We start from the raw sequence: 17,003 nt of genomic DNA on the forward strand, positions 1-17,003 counted from the left end.
GCGCCCCCGACACGAGCGCAACGCTTGAAAGCGGCCCCCAAGCGCGTGCCTAAGACGGCTGCGGCGCACCATCGGGTCCCGAGTCCCGAGTCCCGGCGCGACGTCGCGCCCGTCCAGCAGCCCCACCGAGGTGCGCACCTCGAACAGTTCCGGGAAGAAGGTCAGCGCCAGCGCCTGCTGCAGGAAGCCCACGCCGCTGGAGCCGCCGGTGCCGCGCTTGAAGCCGATCACCCGCATCACCGTGCGCATGTGGCGGAAGCGCCACAGCTGGAACTGGGTCTCCAGGTCCACCAGGTCCTCGCACAACGCGTATTCGCGCCAGTAGCGGTCGGTGTTCTCGTAGATGCGCTCGAACACCGGCCGCAGCAGCGGATCGCTGACATGCGGCTGGCGCCAGTCGCGCGCCCGGTACTGCTCGGGAATCGCATGCCCGAAACGGGCCAGGTAGCGCAGGAATTCCTCGTACAGGCTGGGCGCTTCCAGCACCGCCTGCAGCGCCGCCTGGCCGTGCGGGTCGTGGCCGAACACGCGCAGCATCTGTTCGTTCTTGTTGCCGAGCAGAAACTCGATGGTGCGGTACTGCAGCGACTGGAAGCCGGAGGCCGGGCCGAGCACGTCGCGGAAGCCCATGTATTCGGACGGGGTCAGCGTCTCCAGCACCGACCATTGCTCGGTCAACTGGCGCAGCACCTGCTTGCTGCGCGCCAGCACCTTGCGGCACTGCCAGACCTCGTCGCGCTGCAGGTGCATGATCGCCGCGCGCAGCTCGTGCGCCAGCAGCTTCAGCCACAGCTCGGAAGTCTGGTGCTGGATGATGAACAGCATCTCGTCGTGGTGCGGCGGGTCGGACAGCGGCTGCTGCGCGGACAGCAGCTGGTCCAGCCGCAGGTAGCCGCCGTAGGTGACGCGGCCTTCCAGGTCGGTGTGGATGCCGGCTTCGAGCGGGCGCTGGTTCTGTTCGACGGGCATGGGCGGCAACGGCGATCCGGGGCCGGCAAGGGTACCGCAGCGACGCCTGTCACATCCCGGTCAGCGGCGGGCGGCAAACTCGGGCAGAATCGAGCCGGCGCTTTGGGGAGCGCCGTCCGTCATCGCCGTAACTTGCGTCTTCAAGGATTGGGGAGAGTCTTCGTCATGCGAACCATGCTGCTTCGTGCTGCAGTGTTGTCGTGCGCGCTCGCCTGTGCCGGAACCGGCCAGGCCCAGGTCGTCATCAGCCAGGTCTATGGCGGTGGCGGCAACAGCGGCGCCACCTACAAGAGCGATTTCATCGAATTGCACAACAACGGCAGCGAGGCGGTGAGCCTGGCCGGCTGGTCGGTGCAGTACGCCTCGGCCGCTGGCAGCAGCTGGCAGGTCACCACGCTGGCCGGCAGCATTCCCGCCGGCGGCTACTACCTGGTCAAGCAGGCCGACGGCAGCGGCGGCAGCACCGCGCTGCCGACCCCGGACGCCACCGGCACCACCGCGATGAGCGGCACCGCCGGCAAGGTCGCGCTGAGCAACGCGGCGACCGCGCTGAGCGGCGCCTGCCCTGCCGGCAACGTCGATTTCGTCGGCTACGGCAGCAGCGCCAGCTGCGCCGAAGGCAGCGCGCCGACCGCCGCGCCGAGCAACACCCTGGCGGTGCTGCGCGGCACCGGCGGCTGCAGCGACAGCGACAACAACAACGCCGATTTCGCCACCGGCGCGCCGACCCCGCGCAATACGGCGGCGGCGGTCAACCTGTGCGGCGGCGGCAACCAGCCGGTGGCCAGCGTGGCCAACGTCAGCCGTGGCGAAGGCGACAGCGGCAGCACCGCGTTCGTGTTCACCATCGCCCTGAGCCAACCGGCCGGCAGCGGCGGGGTCGGCTTCAGCGTCGCCACCCGCGACGGCAGCGCCAGCGCCGGCAGCGACTACCAGGCCGTGGCCGCGACCAGCGTGACCATTCCCGCCGGCGAGAGCAGCGCGCAGGTCAGCGTGCTGGTCAATGGCGACACCGCCAACGAACCCGACGAGACCTTCTACCTCGACATCACCGGCATCAGCGGTGCCTTGCCGGCCACGCTGACCGCCAGCGGGGTGATCCTCAACGACGACTTCAACCTGGTGCCGATCCACAGCATCCAGGGCAGCGGCGCGCGGTCGCCGCTGGTCGGGCAGGTGGTCGCCACCAGCGGCATCGTCACCGCGCGGCGCAGCGCCGGCTTCTTCCTGCAGGCGCCGGACGCCGAGGCCGATGCCGATCCGCAGACCTCCGAAGGCATCTACGTCTACACCGGCAGCGCGCCGCCGGCCGAGGCCGCGGTGGGCAATGCGGTGCGGGTGCAGGCCACCGTGCTCGAGTACGTGCCGAGCGCCGACCCGACCCAGCCGCCGCTGACCGAGTTGGGCACCCCGACCGTGCTGCTGCAGTCCACCGGCAACCCGCTGCCGGCCGCGGTGACGCTGACCACCAGCTTCCCCGACCCCAGCGGCGCCTACGACCAGCTCGAGCGCCTGGAAGGCATGCGCGTCACCGTGCCCAGCCTGACCGTCAACGCGCCCACCGGCGGCAGCGTCAACGAGAGCAACGCCACCGCCAGCAGCAACGGCGTGTTCCATGCCGTGGTCACCGGCCTGCCGCGCGCCTGGCGCACGGCCGGCGTGCAGCAGCCCGACCCGCTGCCGGCCGGCTCCCCGGCCGACGTGCAGCGCTGGAACACCAACCCGCAGGTGATCGCGGTGGGCAGCGCCGGCCTGGGCGGCGAGCGTATCGACGTGGCCAGCGGCTGCGTGGTGCTCGGCGTCAGCGGCCCGCTGGACTACAGTTTCCGCCGCTACACGATCTATCCGGAAACCGCGCCCACCGTGCAGTGCAACGGCGCCGACCAGCCCAAGCCGGCCCCGGCGCCGCAGGCCGACGACGTCAACGTCGCCACCTACAACATGGAGCGTTTCTTCGACGACCAGAACGACCCGGCGCTCGGCGAACCGGTGCTGACCGCGGCCGCCTACCAGGCGCGGCTCAACAAGGCCTCGCTGGCGATCCGCAACTACCTCAATACGCCCGACATCCTGGGCACGGTGGAAGTGGAGAACCTGAGCGTGCTGCAGACCCTGGCCGCGCGCGTCAACGCCGACGCCGTCGCCGCCGGCCAGCCCGATCCGCAGTACGTGGCCTACCTGCAGGAAGGCAACGACGTCGGCGGCATCGACGTCGGCTTCCTGGTCAAGACCGCCGAGGTCGGCGCCGGCGTCGCCCGCGTGGAAGTGGTCTCGGTCAGCCAGGAAGGCAAGGCCACCACCTGGACCGAACCGGCCGGCGGCACCAGCCTGCTCAACGACCGTCCGCCGCTGCTGCTGAAGGCGATCGTGCATTTCGCCGACGGCCGCAGCCTGCCGCTGACCGTGGTCGAGGTGCACCAGCGCTCGCTCAACGGCGCCGAGACCGACGACGCCAGCGGCCTGCGCATCCGCGCCAAGCGCCAGGCGCAGGCGGTGTTCCTGGCCAACCTGCTGCAGGCGCGGCAGGCGGCCGATCCCGATGAAGAGCTGCTGGTGATGGGCGACTTCAACGCCTTCGAGTTCAACGACGGCTATGTCGATGCGATGGGCACGGTGACCGGCCTGCCCTCGGCCGACGCGCAGACCGTGGTCGAGGGCGACGGCGTCGACCTGGTCGACCCGGACCTGTACAACCTGACCCTGCTGTCGACCCCGGACCAGAGCTACTCCTACGCCTACGACGGCAACGTGCAGTCGCTGGACCACATCCTGGCCAACCGCGCGCTGATGCAGTCGGCGCAGGTCGCCAGCCTGGTCGAGGGCCATGCGCGGCTCAACGCCGACTTCCCGGCCACCGCGCGCAACGACGCCAACTCGCCGGCGCGGCTGTCCGACCACGATCCGGCGGTGGTGCTGCTCAAGCTCAAGCCGCTGCAGCGCGCCGACCTGGGCGTGACGGTGAACGCGGCCAATGCCGCGGTCCATGCCGGCGACACGATCCGCTACAGCGTCGAGGTCGGCAACGCCGGCCCGGACGCGGCGCGCTTCGCCGCGGTCGCCTTCGCCCTGGATGCGGCGGTGACGCCGAGCGTGACCGCCGCCCCGGGCTGGGACTGCGCCGCGCCGGAGGTGGCCGCGCAGACCGTGGTGACCTGCACCACCACCGAGTTCGCCGCCGGTGCGGCGCAGCGCTTCGAACTCGCGGTGCCGGCCGGCGCCGACCTGGTCGGCCGTTCGCTGACCCTGGCCGCGTCGGTCGCCTCGCAGACCGAGGACCCGAACGCCGGCAACAACGGCGCCAGCGCCGCGGTGGCGGTGCAGGCCGCGCCTGCGGGCAACCTGGCGCTGCGCATCGACGGCCCGGCGACGCTGCCGCTGGCCGCGTTCAGCGCCAACTACCGCATCGCCCTGAGCAACCATGGCAATGCGCCGGTCAAGCGCGCCAGCCTGAGCGTCAGCGGCAACACCCTGTCGGTGCTGTCGCTGCTGGTGCCGCCGCGCGGCTGGCAGTGCGTGCGCCAGGCCCACGGCCTGCGCAGCGCGCAGTACCAGTGCAGCACCCGCGCCGACCTGGCGCCGGGCGCGAGCACCACGTTCACCCTCACCACCGCGACCCGGCCGCTGCCGGCCGACCGCAGCATCGTGATCGAGGCCAGCGCCAGCTCGGCTTCGCCCGATGCCGACCCGTCCGACAACGCGGCACGCTTCAGCACCCGCATCGGCCGCTGAGCGCAGCCGCCTTCGGGCAGAACAAGGGCGCGGCCGCAAGCCGCGCCCTTTTCTTTTGCACTCGCTGAAGCCGCTCTGCTGTTGCTCAAGCCCCTCTCCCCTCGGGAGAGGGGTTGCGGTGAGGGTCCGGGCGCAGCCTCGTGCCCTCAAACGCTGCGAGACGCTTCGCGCCGTACCCTCATCCGCCCCTGCGGGGCACCTTCTCCCGACGGGAGAAGGGAACAGCCGACAGGCCGCCCTCCATTCGAATGCAGCCTTCGCTCCCGCTTCGAGCCTTTCGCTGTCGCTCGAGCTCTTGCTGTTGCCGTTAGCTGTCGCTGTTGAAACGTCCCGCCTTAAAGCGAGCCGAGCACCGCAGTGGCGAGCGGCCGAAGAGGCGCCCCTGTTTGAGCGAAGCGAGTTTGGGCGCTGTCCCGAAAAGGGGATAAATGCCGCTCGTCGCGAGGAGCGCAGGGCAACGGTGCGGCTCCATCGCACCGGCTCGCGTCGGGCGGGAGCGGTTTTGGTTACTTTTGCCAAGACAAAAGTGACTCGCGCCGACCGGCGCGAAAGCTCTTGATCTTGCTGTTGCCGTCGCCACTGCTTTCGCGCAATCGCCTCATGCCACGGCCGCCACCATCACGCCCAGTTCCAACCGTCCACCGCTAGACATCCACACACGCCGCGCAGCCACCCATCGCACCGCAACAATCGCCCACGTGAACGCCAGCAACGCGCATGGCCCACAAGGCGCGCGTTTTTGCTGCAATCCAGCAAGATACCGTGCTGCGGTGCAGGACGGCTTTTGTGCACGCCTTCCTTAACATGCCGAGTCATATCATTTGAAACTTGTTGTCGAGAGTGCCGCTGTCATGACCATCGCCGCCCAGTTCGAAATCGAATACCTGCAGTACCTCGACGCGGGCGGCCAGCCGGTCCGCGACGCCCTCCCGGCCGATTCGGCCAACCCGCAGACCCTGCTGGCGCTGTTCAAGCAGATGCTCTACGTGCGCACCTTCGACAGCAAGGCCGTGGCGCTGCAGCGCACCGGCAAGCTCGGCACCTACGCCTCGTGCCTGGGCCACGAGGCCACCCACATCGGCATCGGCGCCTCGATGCGCAGCGGCGACGTGCTGGCGCCCAGCTACCGCGAGTACGGCGCCATGTTCATGCGCGGCGTGCGCCCGCGCGAGGTGCTGCTGTACTGGGGCGGCGACGAACGCGGCAGCGACTTCCTGCGCGATTCCGACGCCGCCAGGGACTTCCCGATCTGCGTGCCGATCTCCACCCAGTGCCTGCACGCGGCCGGCGCGGCGCTGGCGTTCAAGCTGCGCGGCGAAGGCCATGTCGCGGTCGCCACCTGCGGCGACGGCGGCTCCTCCAAGACCGATTTCTATGCCGCGCTCAATTCCGCCGGCGCCTACCAGCTGCCGCTGATCCTGTGCGTGATCAACAACGGCTGGGCGATCTCGGTGCCGCGCACGGCGCAGACCGGCGCGCAGACCCTGGCGCAGAAGGGCCTGGCCGGCGGCCTGCACTGCCTGCAGGTGGACGGCAACGACCTGATCGCGGTGCTGGAGGCGATGCGCCAGGCGCGCGAACGCGCGCTGTCCGGCCAGGGCGGCACGGTCATCGAATTCATGACCTACCGCCTGTCCGACCACACCACCGCCGACGACGCGCGCCGCTACCGCGACGAGGCCGAGGTCAAGCAGGCCTGGGAACGCGAGCCGCTGACCCGGCTGCGCACCTGGCTGACCGCGCAGGGCCTGTGGAACGAGGCCGAGGAAGCGGCCTGGAAGCAGGAATGCGCGCGCCTGGTCGACATCGAGGTCGATGCCTACCTGGCCACGCCGGTGCAGCCGGTGGAAGCGATGTTCGATTACCTGTACGCCGATCCGCCGCCGGACCTGCTCGCGCAGCGCGCCGAGGCCATCGCCCTGGAGCAGCGCCATGGATGAGCTCAGCCCTCGCCTCGCCGACACCCCCGCCGCGCCCGCGGCCGGCACCGCCCACAGCGCGGCCACAGCGCGCGGAGACAGCCCGATGACCAGCACCCCCATCACCCTGATCGAAGCGGTCACCCAGGCCCTGGCCTGGGAGCTGGACCACGACCCGTCGGTGCTGGTGCTGGGCGAGGACGTGGGCGTCAACGGCGGCGTGTTCCGCGCCACCGCCGGCCTGCAGCAGCGCTTCGGCGCGCAGCGCGTGCTGGACACGCCGCTGGACGAGACCACCATCGCCGGCCTGACCGTCGGCCTGGCCGCGCAGGGCATGAAGCCGGTGGCCGAGGCGCAGTTCGACGGCTTCGTCTATCCGATGGTCGATCACCTGATCTGCCACGCCGCGCGCCTGCGCAACCGCACCCGCGGCCGCCTGCACTGCCCGATGGTGCTGCGCGTGCCGTGGGGCGGCGGCATCCGCGCGCCGGAGCACCACAGCGAGGCCAACGAGGCCATCTTCACCAACGTGCCGGGCCTGCGCGTGGTGCTGCCGTCCTCGCCGCAGCGCGCCTACGGCCTGCTGCTGGCGGCGATCCGCGAGCCGGATCCGGTGATCTACATGGAGCCCAAGCGCATCTACCGCCAGTACAAGGAAGTGGTCGCCGACGACGGCGAGGCGCTGCCGCTGGACGTGTGCTTCGTGCTGCGCGAGGGCCGCGACGTGACCCTGGTCGCCTGGGGCGCGCAGGTCAAGGAAGCGCTGGAAGCGGCCGACCGGCTGGCCGCCGACGGCATCAGCGCCGAGGTCATCGACGTGGCCACGCTGCGCCCGCTGGACTTCGACACCATCGCCGAATCGGTGGCGCGCACCGGCCGCTGCGTGATCGTGCAGGAGGCCCCGCGCAGCGCCGGCTTCGGCGCCGAGATCGCCGCGCGCCTGGCCGAGCAGTCGATGTACGACCTGCTCGCGCCGGTGCAGCGGGTGACCGGCTACGACACCCACATTCCCCTGTTCCGGCTGGAGATGAAATACCTGCCGAGCGTGGACAAGATCGTCGCGGCGGCCAGGCGTGCCGTCGCCGCAGGCTGACATGCAGGCGCGCCTGCTCAGCGACCACCGCCCCGCCTACCCGCACCCGATCCGCGTCGCCGCCGGCGAGCGGGTGGCGCTGGGCGTGCGCGACGAGGAATGGCCTGCCTTCGTCTGGACCACGACTGCGGCCGGCAACGCCGGCTGGGCGCCGCTGGCCTGGCTGCGCGCCACCGGCGACGGCCATGCCCAAGCGCTGCGCGACTACGATGCGCGCGAACTGGATGCCGTGCAGGGCGATACCGTGACCCTGCACTATGAATACGGCGACTGGTGGTGGGCCGAGCGCGCCGATGGCGCGCAGGGCTGGCTGCCGGCGCGCGACCTGGAACTGCTGGAAGAGACCCCATGAGCCAAACCAAGAACTTCAATCTGCCCGACCTGGGCGAAGGCCTGCCGGATGCCACCATCGTCGAATGGTTCGTCAAGGAAGGCGACACCATCCGGCTCGACGAGCCGCTGGTGTCGATGGAAACCGCCAAGGCGGTGGTCGAGGTGCCCTCGCCGGTCTCCGGCAAGGTGCTGAAACTGGCCGGCGCGCCGGGCGACATCGTCGTCACCGGCAGCATGCTGGCCCAGTTCGCGCCCGATCCCGACATGCCGCAGCGCGCCGAAGGCCAGGACACCGGCCACCACCACGGCGGCGCCGCGCCGGCCCACCCCGGCAAGGGCGCCGGCACCGACGCGCCGGGCGACAACGCCCGCGTCGTCGCCTCCGACACCGGCGGCGAACTGCGCGACGACGCCGGCACCGTGGTCGGCGCGATGCAGAGCTCCAACGCCGTGCACAGCGAGCGCACGGTCTCGGTCGGCGGCGTGCGCGCGATGCCGGCGGTGCGCGCGCTGGCCAGGAAGCTGGGCGTGGACCTGGCACGGGTGCGCGCCAGCGGCGGCGACGGCGCAGTGACCCTGGCCGACGTGAAGCAGGCCGCCGCCGACGGTTCGGCCGTTGCAGGAGCGGCTTCGGCCGCGACCGCACGCCCGCCGCAGGTCGCGGCTTCAGCCGCTCCTGCAACGGCGCCAGCGCCTGCAGCACCCTCACGCACGCCGCTGTCCGCCACCGGCAAGCCGATGCGCACGCAGCCGCCCGGCCCCGCCGCGCACGGCCAGCCCGAGCCGCTCAAGGGCGTGCGCCGCAACATGGCGCGGGTGATGGCGCAGGCGCATCGCGAGGTGGTGCTGACCACGCTCAACGACGACGCCGACGTCCACGCCTGGACACCGGGCAACGACATGACCGTGCGCCTGGTGCGCGCGATCGTCGCCGCCTGCCAGGCGGTGCCGGCGCTCAATGCCTGGTTCGACGGCGACGCGCTGACCCGCACCCTGCACGCGCAGGTCGACATCGGCATCGCCGTGGACACCGACGACGGCCTGTTCGTGCCGGCGCTGCGCAATGCCGACATGCTCGACGCGCGCGGCATCCGCGAAGGCGTCAACCGCCTGCGCCAACAGGTGGAGACGCGCAGCATCGCCGCCTCGGAACTGAGCGGCTACACCATCTCGCTGTCCAACTTCGGCATGTTCGCCGGCCGCTACGCCACCCCGATCGTGGTGCCGCCGTGCGTGGCGATCGTCGCCGCCGGCCGCGCCCGCCACCAGCTGGTGCCGGTGATGGGCGGCGTGGAGACGCACAAGCTGCTGCCGCTGTCGCTGAGCTTCGACCACCGCGCCTGCACCGGCGGGGAGGCGGCGCGCTTCCTGCGCGCGATGATCGACGACCTGGCCCTGCCGGGCTGAGCGGTCTGCGCCGCCGCTTCGGCAACGAAGCGGCGGCGGTTGCGCCGATTCAGTTGCGTTCGTCGAAGGCCTGGATGACCTGCAGCGCCACCTCGGTCACGCCGCGCGCGGTCTGCAGCTGCATCAATGCCGCATGCGCGGCCTCGACCGAGCCGTAGCCGATCACCGCGCTGCCATCCATCGCCGAGGCGTAGACCAGGGTGCCGCCGGTGCGGCGCGCCAGCGCTTCGACCACCGCCGGCGTGGTGCCGAACAACTTCAGCTTGGGCGCGACCAGCACGGTCTGCTCGGTCAGTTCGTTGATCGCCGCGGCCAGCCGTTCGTCCTGCCTGGACGCATCGCGCGGCGCTGGCGCTGGGCTGCGCGCGTCGCGCCCGAGCAGGATCGCGTACGGACCGATCTGCGCCACCACACCATCGGCGGCGGGCGTGGTGCGCCGATCGCGCAGACCCGTTTCGGCGCGCAGCCGCACCACCGCGCCAGGGATCAGCCGATAGGTGGAATGGCCGAAGCTGAAACGCGCCCCGGTCGCCGCCTGCCGCAGCGCCCGGATATCCGACGCCTGCGCCGAGAGCGGCGGCGCGGCCAGCACGACCGCGGCCAACGCCATCCCCAGCACGCCGCGCGCCACGCATCCGCACAGGCGTCGCGCCACGGCGACGGTCGCACGTCGCTGCAGTGACGTGGGTGCCGCCGCCGCGGATGCAGCCGAGATCGGCTGCAGGAGCAAAGAGGTCATACCGTTGCGATCCCGGGGGGAGGAAAGACACGCGCCGGCAGCCAACACCGCACCGACGAAACGCGGCCGGTATATATAGCAATCCGCACGCTGCAGCGGCAATCGCCAATCCCCCCAACAGTGACTTGCCACGCATTTTGCACCGCCAGCGTCTACCGATTAACTGCATCCTCATCTCGAGGACGGCACAACGGTTTTTCTACAGTCCGCTAAAGTACACAAATCAAGCTTTTCCCCTGTGCGAAATTCGCCAGGAAACGGCTTGTTTTCTGCAATTCTCGCAGACGCCGCACGACACGCCCCGATCCCGCCGCAGCGCTGCGCGCAGACGTTCCGATAAACATTCCCTGGCAGATGGAATGCAGCCCGATTATCGTGTCGAGTATCTCCCCATACTCACCTCCAGGTCAGTTTTCCGCCCGCGCGACGCAATCCGGCACGCGCGGCTGGCAGTACAGCGCCGCGCGCGGACCTGCACCATGTGCGCGCGCGCCGAAGCCGCGCATCAGGCTCCCCATCCCAGATCGAAAGCCTGAACAAAAGCTGTCTACCACGGCCCGCAAGCGCATCGTTATGGTCGTTGCCAGGGGGACGGCACCGCGCCACTGGTCGCAACGCCGCCGCACTTCCGCACACAACCGCAACCACCCGTGGCCGCCCTGCGCAGCCGCGCCGGCAAGACCTTCCCTATCACTTGCGAGGAACCCGAAGATGCCCCAATCCATCCGCCAACGCCCGCTCGCGCTGCTGCCGCCGTTGCTGCTCGCCCTCGCCGCCAGCTCCGCCACGGCGGCCGAGCGCGTGGACCTGCACGGCAAGGATCTCGGCACGCTCAACGCGCAGTACAAGGCCGCCACCACCAGCCTGGGCGGCGTGCCTGCCGCGGCCGCGGTGCGCCATGCCGAACTGGTCGGCCTGGATGCCGAGTCCGCGCTGACCCTGCTGGGCAGCAGCACCGACGACGACGGCACCGTGCACAGCCGCTACCAGCAGACCTTCCGCGGCGTGCCGATCTGGGGCGAACACGTCGTGGTCAGCGAGCGCAGCGACGGCAGCGTGCGCAGCCTGTTCGGACGCTCGGTGGCGGGCCTGGCCAGCGAGCTGCCGGCCACGACCACCGCGGCCGCCAGCGCGTTGCTGCCGGCTAGCCGCGCACTGGACGTGGCCAAGCGCGCCGCGCTCGGCGATGCGTTGGCCGCGCGCCGCATCGAGCGCGCGCAGGCGCCGCAGATGATCTACCTGGACGACGACGACCGCGCGCACATGGCCTACGTGGTGTCGTTCTTCGCCGATGCGCCGCAGGGCGGCGCGCCGACCCGGCCGTTCGTGATCGTCGATGCGCGCAGCGGCGCGATCCTGCGGCAGTGGGACGGCCTGACCACCCGCGACGCCACCGGCCCCGGCGGCAACGCCAAGACCGGGCAGTACGAATACGGCACCAGCGGCAGCATCCATGGCTTCCTCGAGGTGGACGACAGCTGCCGCATGCAGAACAGCACGGTCAAGTCGGTGAACCTCAACGGCGGCACCTCCGGCAGCACCGCCTACCAGTTCGCCTGCCCGCGCAACACCTACAAGGCCATCAACGGCGCCTATTCGCCGATCAACGACGCGCACTACTTCGGCGGCGTGATCGAGAAGATGTACCGCGCCTATGCCGGCGTGGCGCCGCTGAGCTTCCAGCTGGTGATGCGGGTGCACTACAGCACGCGCTACGAGAACGCGTTCTGGAACGGCTCGACGATGACCTTCGGCGACGGCAACACCCGCTTCTATCCGCTGGTCAGCATCGACGTCGCCGGCCACGAGGTCTCGCACGGCTTCACCGAACAGAATTCCGGCCTCACCTATTCGGGCCAGTCCGGCGGCATCAACGAGGCGTATTCGGACATCGCCGGCGAGGCCACCGAGTACTACCTCAAGGGCAGCAACGATTTCCTGGTCGGCCCGGAGATCTTCAAGTCCACCGGTGCGCTGCGCTACATGGCCAATCCGCCGCAGGACGGCGCCTCGATCGACAACGCCGCCAACTACCGCAGCGGGCTGGACGTGCACTACTCCTCCGGCGTCTACAACAAGGCGTTCTACAAGCTGGCCACCACCTCGGGCTGGAACACGCGCACCGCCTTCGAAGTGTTCGCCCGCGCCAACCGCCTGTACTGGACCCCGAGCACCAGCTTCAACAGCGGCGCCTGCGGCGTGCGCACTGCCGCCAGCGACCTGGGCCGCTCGGCGGCGGCGGTGAACGCCGCGTTCAGTGCGGTCGGCGTGACCTGCCAGTAAGCGCCGCATCCGCCGCCGCGCGCCGCACGGCCCTCCTGCGTGGAGGGTCGTGCGGCGTTGTACGCGCCGGTGGCCGCGCCGATACGGCGCGACCTGCGCCATCGCCTGTTCGCATCGCGATGCGCCTGCGCGCATCGGTGCCAAGCGCGCCCGGTTCGGCACCGATCGGCGACACCGTGCGGTGGCTTCCGCACGCCGCGTTCGCTGTCGTCTCGCCCGCGAGCGGCAACGGCCGCGACCGTTTTCCTCAGGCCCCTCCGGCATGGCGGCGGTGCCGCTGCGTGCCGAGCGACCGCCTCTCCAGCAGCGGCAATCGGGCCACCGCCGGCGCGCACGCCTCGCGCAGGCGCCCGGCTGCGGGTAGGCTGCGCGGTTACGTCCGCCGCAGGGCATCGCGACGGTATCGGTTTCGCCGCCCTCCTTCCGGATCCCGCTGCATGCCATTCGCCACGCTGGGCCTCGCCCCCGAGCTGCTGCCCGCGTTTTCCCGCGCGCTCGCCGCCGCCGGCTATACCGCGCCCACCGCGATCCAGGCGCAGGCGGTCGCGCCGATCCTGCGCGGCGACGACGTGCTGGCCTGCGCCGCGACCGGCTCGGGCAAGACCGCCGCGTTCGCGCTGCCGCTGCTGCAGCGCACGGCGCTGGCGCCGGCCAGCCGCCGCGTGCGCGGCCTGGTGCTGGTGCCGACCCGCGAACTGGCAACGCAGGTCGGCGACACCTTGCAGGCGCTCGGCCGCTACCTGCCGCGGCGCATCAAGCTAGTCACGGTCGCCGGCGGCGCCTCGATCAATCCGCAGATGCTGAAGCTGCGCGGCGGCGCCGACATCGTCGTGGCCACCCCGGGCCGGCTGCTCGACCTGGTCGCGCACAACGCCGTGGATCTGGGCGCGGTGGGCACCCTGGTGCTGGACGAAGCCGACCGCCTGCTGGCGCTGGGCTTCGAAGAAGAACTGGGCCGGATCCTGGCGCTGCTGCCGCGGCGCCGGCAGACCCTGCTGTTCTCGGCCACCTTCCCGGCCGAGGTGGAGGCGCTGGCGCGGCGCCTGCTGCGCGGACCGCGGCGCATCGGCGAGGACGCGGCCGCCGCGGTCCCGGCGACGATCCGCCAGCGCGCGATCGAAGTCGACAGCGCGCAGCGCACCGCACTGCTGCGGCACCTGCTGCACAGCGAAGCCTGGCCGCAGGCGCTGGTGTTCGTGGCCAGCCAGCGCGGCGCCGACAACCTGGCCGAGAAGCTCGGCAAGGCCGGCGTGCTGGCGCAGCCGTTCCATGGCGAGCTGAGCCAGGGCCGCCGCAACCAGGCCCTGGCCGGCTTCCGGGGCGGCCAGGTACGGGTGCTGGTCGCCACCGACGTGGCCGCGCGCGGCTTGGACATCGCGCAGCTGCCGGTGGTGGTCAACTACGACCTGCCGCGCGCCACCGCCGACTACACCCACCGCATCGGCCGCACCGGGCGCGCCGGTGCCGACGGCCTGGCGCTGAGCTTCGTCGACGCGGCCAGCGAGGCGCACCTGCGCCTGATCGAAAAGCGCCAGCAGCTGCGCGTGCCGCGCGAGCGCATCGCCGGTTTCGAACCGACGCAGACGGCCGCGCCCGCCGCCGCGACAGCGCCGCAGACCGGCGGCATCAAGGGCAAGCGCCCGAGCAAGAAGGACAAGCTGCGCGCGGCGACTGCGCAGGGCGGCGCGCTGCCTGCGAAGGAGTGACCGCGTTCGCGGCGCTGGTCGCGGCCGGTAACGCGAGATGCGCGCGCTATTGCGCGCAGTGGCGGTTGCGAGCGATCCGATGCATTGCGCGCGCCGATGCTGTCAGCCGCGGCTTCAGCCGCGACACCAGCCGCCATGCCCCGCATCGATCATCGCGGCCGATGGCCCGAAAGCCACCCGCATCCGCTCCCACAGGGAGCGGCGCCGCCCACGCTCAATCGTCGAACGGATCGGCCACCGCCGCATCGCCCTGCGGCCGCGGCGCGCGCTTGCCCGGCTTGCTGCGGATTTCCACGTAGAACTGGGTGCCGCCGGTGGCGACCAGAGCGTCGATCGAACGCAGCAGCTCGGCCGGCGGCACCACCGCGGCGCTGGCTTCCTCGGCGCCGAACAGCGTGTCGAAGTCCCAGTAGTCGGCGCCGGCCGGCAAGGTCTTGCGGCGTTCGCGGCGGATGTACTTGCGGATGTCGTGCTTGCTGGCGTCGAGCAGGCGGTCGGGGTGCTTGCCTTCGATGCGGAGCTGGTAGGTCTTCTTCACTGCGGGGAGGATCCTGAAAAGAGGGAACGCGGCGGCCGGGCCTGCGCGGCGCTGGCCGCGGGCGGCGGCGCTGGGGCAGGCCCTGCGGCCGGCCGCCTGCATGCGCGGCGGGCCGCCATGGTGCCAGAACCCGGCCCCGCGCTGCGGATTGGCCGATAATCGGTGCCCGGCGCATGCCGGCGCCGCCGCAGGAGTTGCCGATGACCGACCCTTCCGCCTTCGCGGGCTACCGCGTCCTCGTCGCCGGCGCCAGCCGCGGCATCGGCCTGGCGATCGCCGACGCCTTCGCGCGCCACGGCGCGGCGCTGGCGATCTGCGCGCGCCATCCCGCCGGCCTGGCCGAGGCGGCCGAGCAGTTGCTGCGCCACGGCCATCCGGTGTCGCGGCTGACCTGCGACCTGGCCGATCCGGCGCAGATCCAGCGCTGGGTGGCGCACGCCGCCGACACCCTGGGCGGCATCGACGTGGTGGTCAACAACGCCTCCGGCTACGGCCATGGCGACGACGACGCCAGCTGGCAGGCCGGGTTCGACATCGACCTGATGGCCGCGGTGCGCTGCAACCGCGCCGCGCTGCCGCTGCTGCGCGCCAGCCGCCGCGCCTGCATCCTCAACATCAGCTCGATCAACGCGCTGCGGCCGACGCCGCGGGTGCCGGCGTACTCGGCGGCCAAGGCCGCGCTGAACTACTACACGACCACCCTGGCCGCGGAACTGGCGCGCGAACGGATCCGGGTCAATGCGATCGCCCCCGGCTCGATCGAGTTCCCCGGCGGGCTCTGGGACCAGCGCCGCGCGCAGCAGCCGGAACTGTACCGGCGCATCCGTGCCGCCATTCCGTTCGGCGACTTCGGCGCGCTGGAGGACGTCAGCAACGCCGCGCTGTTCCTGGCCTCGCCGCAGGCGCGCTGGATCACCGGGCAGGTGCTGGCGGTGGACGGCGGGCAGGCGCTGGGCGCCTGAGGGGTAAAAGCCGGGAATGGGGAATGGGGAATCGTGGAGCGGGCGCGCGATCGCGCTGAGCATTGCGATCCAACCGCGCTTCGGAGTTGGCTGAAACACCGAAGGAGGGCGCTTGCCCCCCTTTCGGGATCGGCCCCGGCGCTGCCTGGAATCGGCAGGTCCACCGCTTCGTTCGCCGCCACTGATGGCCCGGGGGCGTGTCATCCACCCCCAAGCAGATCGCGCCGCGCTTGCGCATGCACGAGGCAAGGAAGAGCGAGACAGCGCGGAACATGCTCCAGCCCGGGCGATGACGTAGCGCCGGGGCGCGCAAGCGCGACGCAACCTGTTCGGGAAGCGATGACGCGCACCAGGGCCTATTCACGCGATCGGGATAGGCCACACGGAGTCGCTACCGCAGGGGCGTGCCACGGTTTGCCGGGTGCATTGCGGAAGGAACTCCGGGTGACCGTGGGCCGTCAGTTCCGACCGGTTCCGCAGCCGCGGTCATTCCGCCAGCTGCGCCGCGTCCACCACCTGCACCCCGGCGCGTGGATGCAGGGCATGCTCGACCAGCGCGGCGGCGATGCGTGCGGCGGGGTTGATCCGGTAGCGCCGCGGCAGCAGCGGCGCGAGCATCCCGAGCATGGCGGCGGCGGCGCGCTCGGCCGCGCGCGGTTGCGCGCGCTCGCCGCCGATCAGGCCCGGGCGCACCAATGCGAGCGACGGATAGCCCAGCGCCTGCAGGTCGCGCTCCAGTTCACCCTTGACCCGGTTGTAGAACAGGCGCGAGTGCGGATCGGCGCCCAGCGCCGAATTCAGCGCGAACGCGGTGGCGCCGTGCTGCCGCGCCAGCCGCGCGATCGCCAGCGGATAGGCATGATCGACGCGGCGGAACGCCTCGCGCGAGCCGGCCTGCTGCATCGTGGTGCCGAGCGCGCAGATCGCCGCGTCGGCCCGCCACCACGGCGCCTGCGCCGGCAATTGCCCGAAATCGACCACCGGGTTGTCCAGCTTGGCGTGCGCGACATCCAGCGCGCGCCGGGTCGGCGCGACCACCGCGCTGCACTGCGGCGCGGCAAGCAACTGCGCCAGCACATGCGAGCCGACCAGGCCGGTGGCCCCGGCGAGCAGGATCTTCATCGAAAGCGCCCTTGGAGGCTGGCGAGGGAAGCGGCGACTATCGCAGGCGCGGCGGCAAGGCGCTGTCGGCACGGCGCCTGCGGCCGGCTTACAGATCCATGAGGCGCTTCGCGGCCGTCCCCTCACCCCAACCCCTCTCCCGGCGGGAGAGGGGCTAGGCTGTCCTTCTCCCGTCGGGACCATGGCCCCCTTTTCGGGGGAAG

At 71.4% G+C, this 17,003-nt stretch carries 11 protein-coding genes and 1 pseudogene; 8 read left to right on the forward strand and 4 right to left on the reverse strand.

The genetic code is table 11. From position 1 onward, the window contains the following. Positions 1 to 117 precede the first annotated feature (117 nt). Positions 118 to 969, reverse strand: a pseudogene (locus tag NRY95_20970) (tryptophan 2,3-dioxygenase family protein). 165 nt (positions 970 to 1,134) lie between these two features. Between NRY95_20970 and NRY95_20975 the strand changes: the two are divergent. From NRY95_20975 to NRY95_20995, 5 genes are all read left to right on the forward strand, one after another. Continuing rightward, the gene (locus NRY95_20975; GenBank protein ID UYC16122.1) at positions 1,135 to 4,698 is read left to right on the forward strand and encodes a lamin tail domain-containing protein; all 3,564 of its coding nucleotides are present in this window, start codon (positions 1,135 to 1,137) and stop codon (positions 4,696 to 4,698) included. A gap of 851 nt (positions 4,699 to 5,549) precedes the next feature. Then, positions 5,550 to 6,638, forward strand: a complete 1,089-nt coding sequence (gene pdhA, locus NRY95_20980) for a pyruvate dehydrogenase (acetyl-transferring) E1 component subunit alpha (GenBank protein UYC16123.1) — start codon at positions 5,550 to 5,552, stop codon at positions 6,636 to 6,638. Then, positions 6,631 to 7,710 carry an alpha-ketoacid dehydrogenase subunit beta gene (locus NRY95_20985; GenBank protein ID UYC16124.1) on the forward strand — a complete coding sequence of 360 codons (1,080 nt, stop codon included), beginning with the start codon at positions 6,631 to 6,633 and terminating at the stop codon, positions 7,708 to 7,710. The genes pdhA and NRY95_20985 overlap by 8 nt, the downstream gene beginning before the upstream one ends. Position 7,711: 1 nt before the next feature. Beyond that, positions 7,712 to 8,062: an SH3 domain-containing protein gene (locus NRY95_20990; protein UYC16125.1), complete on the forward strand. Its 351-nt coding sequence runs from the start codon at positions 7,712 to 7,714 to the stop codon at positions 8,060 to 8,062. Further along, on the forward strand, positions 8,059 to 9,450 hold the full coding sequence (locus NRY95_20995) for a 2-oxo acid dehydrogenase subunit E2 (GenBank protein ID UYC16126.1): 1,392 nt from the start codon (positions 8,059 to 8,061) through the stop codon (positions 9,448 to 9,450). Before NRY95_20990 ends, NRY95_20995 begins: the two co-directional genes overlap by 4 nt. A 49-nt stretch (positions 9,451 to 9,499) precedes the next feature. Here the strand turns inward: NRY95_20995 and NRY95_21000 are convergent, their stop codons facing one another. After that, positions 9,500 to 10,189 carry a hypothetical protein gene (locus tag NRY95_21000; protein UYC16127.1) on the reverse strand — a complete coding sequence of 230 codons (690 nt, stop codon included), beginning with the start codon at positions 10,187 to 10,189 and terminating at the stop codon, positions 9,500 to 9,502. Positions 10,190 to 10,900: 711 nt separating this feature from the next. Between NRY95_21000 and NRY95_21005 the strand changes: the two genes are divergently transcribed. Further along, positions 10,901 to 12,472 carry a M4 family metallopeptidase gene (locus NRY95_21005; protein ID UYC16128.1) on the forward strand — a complete coding sequence of 524 codons (1,572 nt, stop codon included), beginning with the start codon at positions 10,901 to 10,903 and terminating at the stop codon, positions 12,470 to 12,472. Between the two features lie 437 nt (positions 12,473 to 12,909). Further along, positions 12,910 to 14,178 carry a DEAD/DEAH box helicase gene (locus NRY95_21010; protein UYC16129.1) on the forward strand — a complete coding sequence of 423 codons (1,269 nt, stop codon included), beginning with the start codon at positions 12,910 to 12,912 and terminating at the stop codon, positions 14,176 to 14,178. A gap of 214 nt (positions 14,179 to 14,392) precedes the next feature. Here NRY95_21010 and NRY95_21015 read toward each other — a convergent pair whose 3' ends face one another. Continuing rightward, positions 14,393 to 14,716, reverse strand: coding sequence for a DUF6172 family protein (locus NRY95_21015; GenBank protein ID UYC16130.1), 324 nt, complete (start codon positions 14,714 to 14,716; stop codon positions 14,393 to 14,395). 200 nt (positions 14,717 to 14,916) lie between these two features. On the opposite strand from NRY95_21015, the gene NRY95_21020 reads away from it, so the two are divergent. Beyond that, positions 14,917 to 15,678, forward strand: coding sequence for an SDR family oxidoreductase (locus NRY95_21020; protein ID UYC16131.1), 762 nt, complete (start codon positions 14,917 to 14,919; stop codon positions 15,676 to 15,678). 486 nt (positions 15,679 to 16,164) lie between these two features. Here the strand turns inward: NRY95_21020 and NRY95_21025 are convergent, their stop codons facing one another. Further along, entirely contained in the window at positions 16,165 to 16,800 is a 636-nt protein-coding gene (locus NRY95_21025; GenBank protein UYC16132.1) for an NAD-dependent dehydratase, read from the reverse strand. Between the last annotated feature and the right edge of the window lie 203 nt (positions 16,801 to 17,003).

Origin of the sequence: Xanthomonas campestris pv. phormiicola (genome assembly GCA_025666215.1) — a bacterium.
Taxonomy (GTDB): domain Bacteria; phylum Pseudomonadota; class Gammaproteobacteria; order Xanthomonadales; family Xanthomonadaceae; genus Xanthomonas_A; species Xanthomonas_A campestris_A.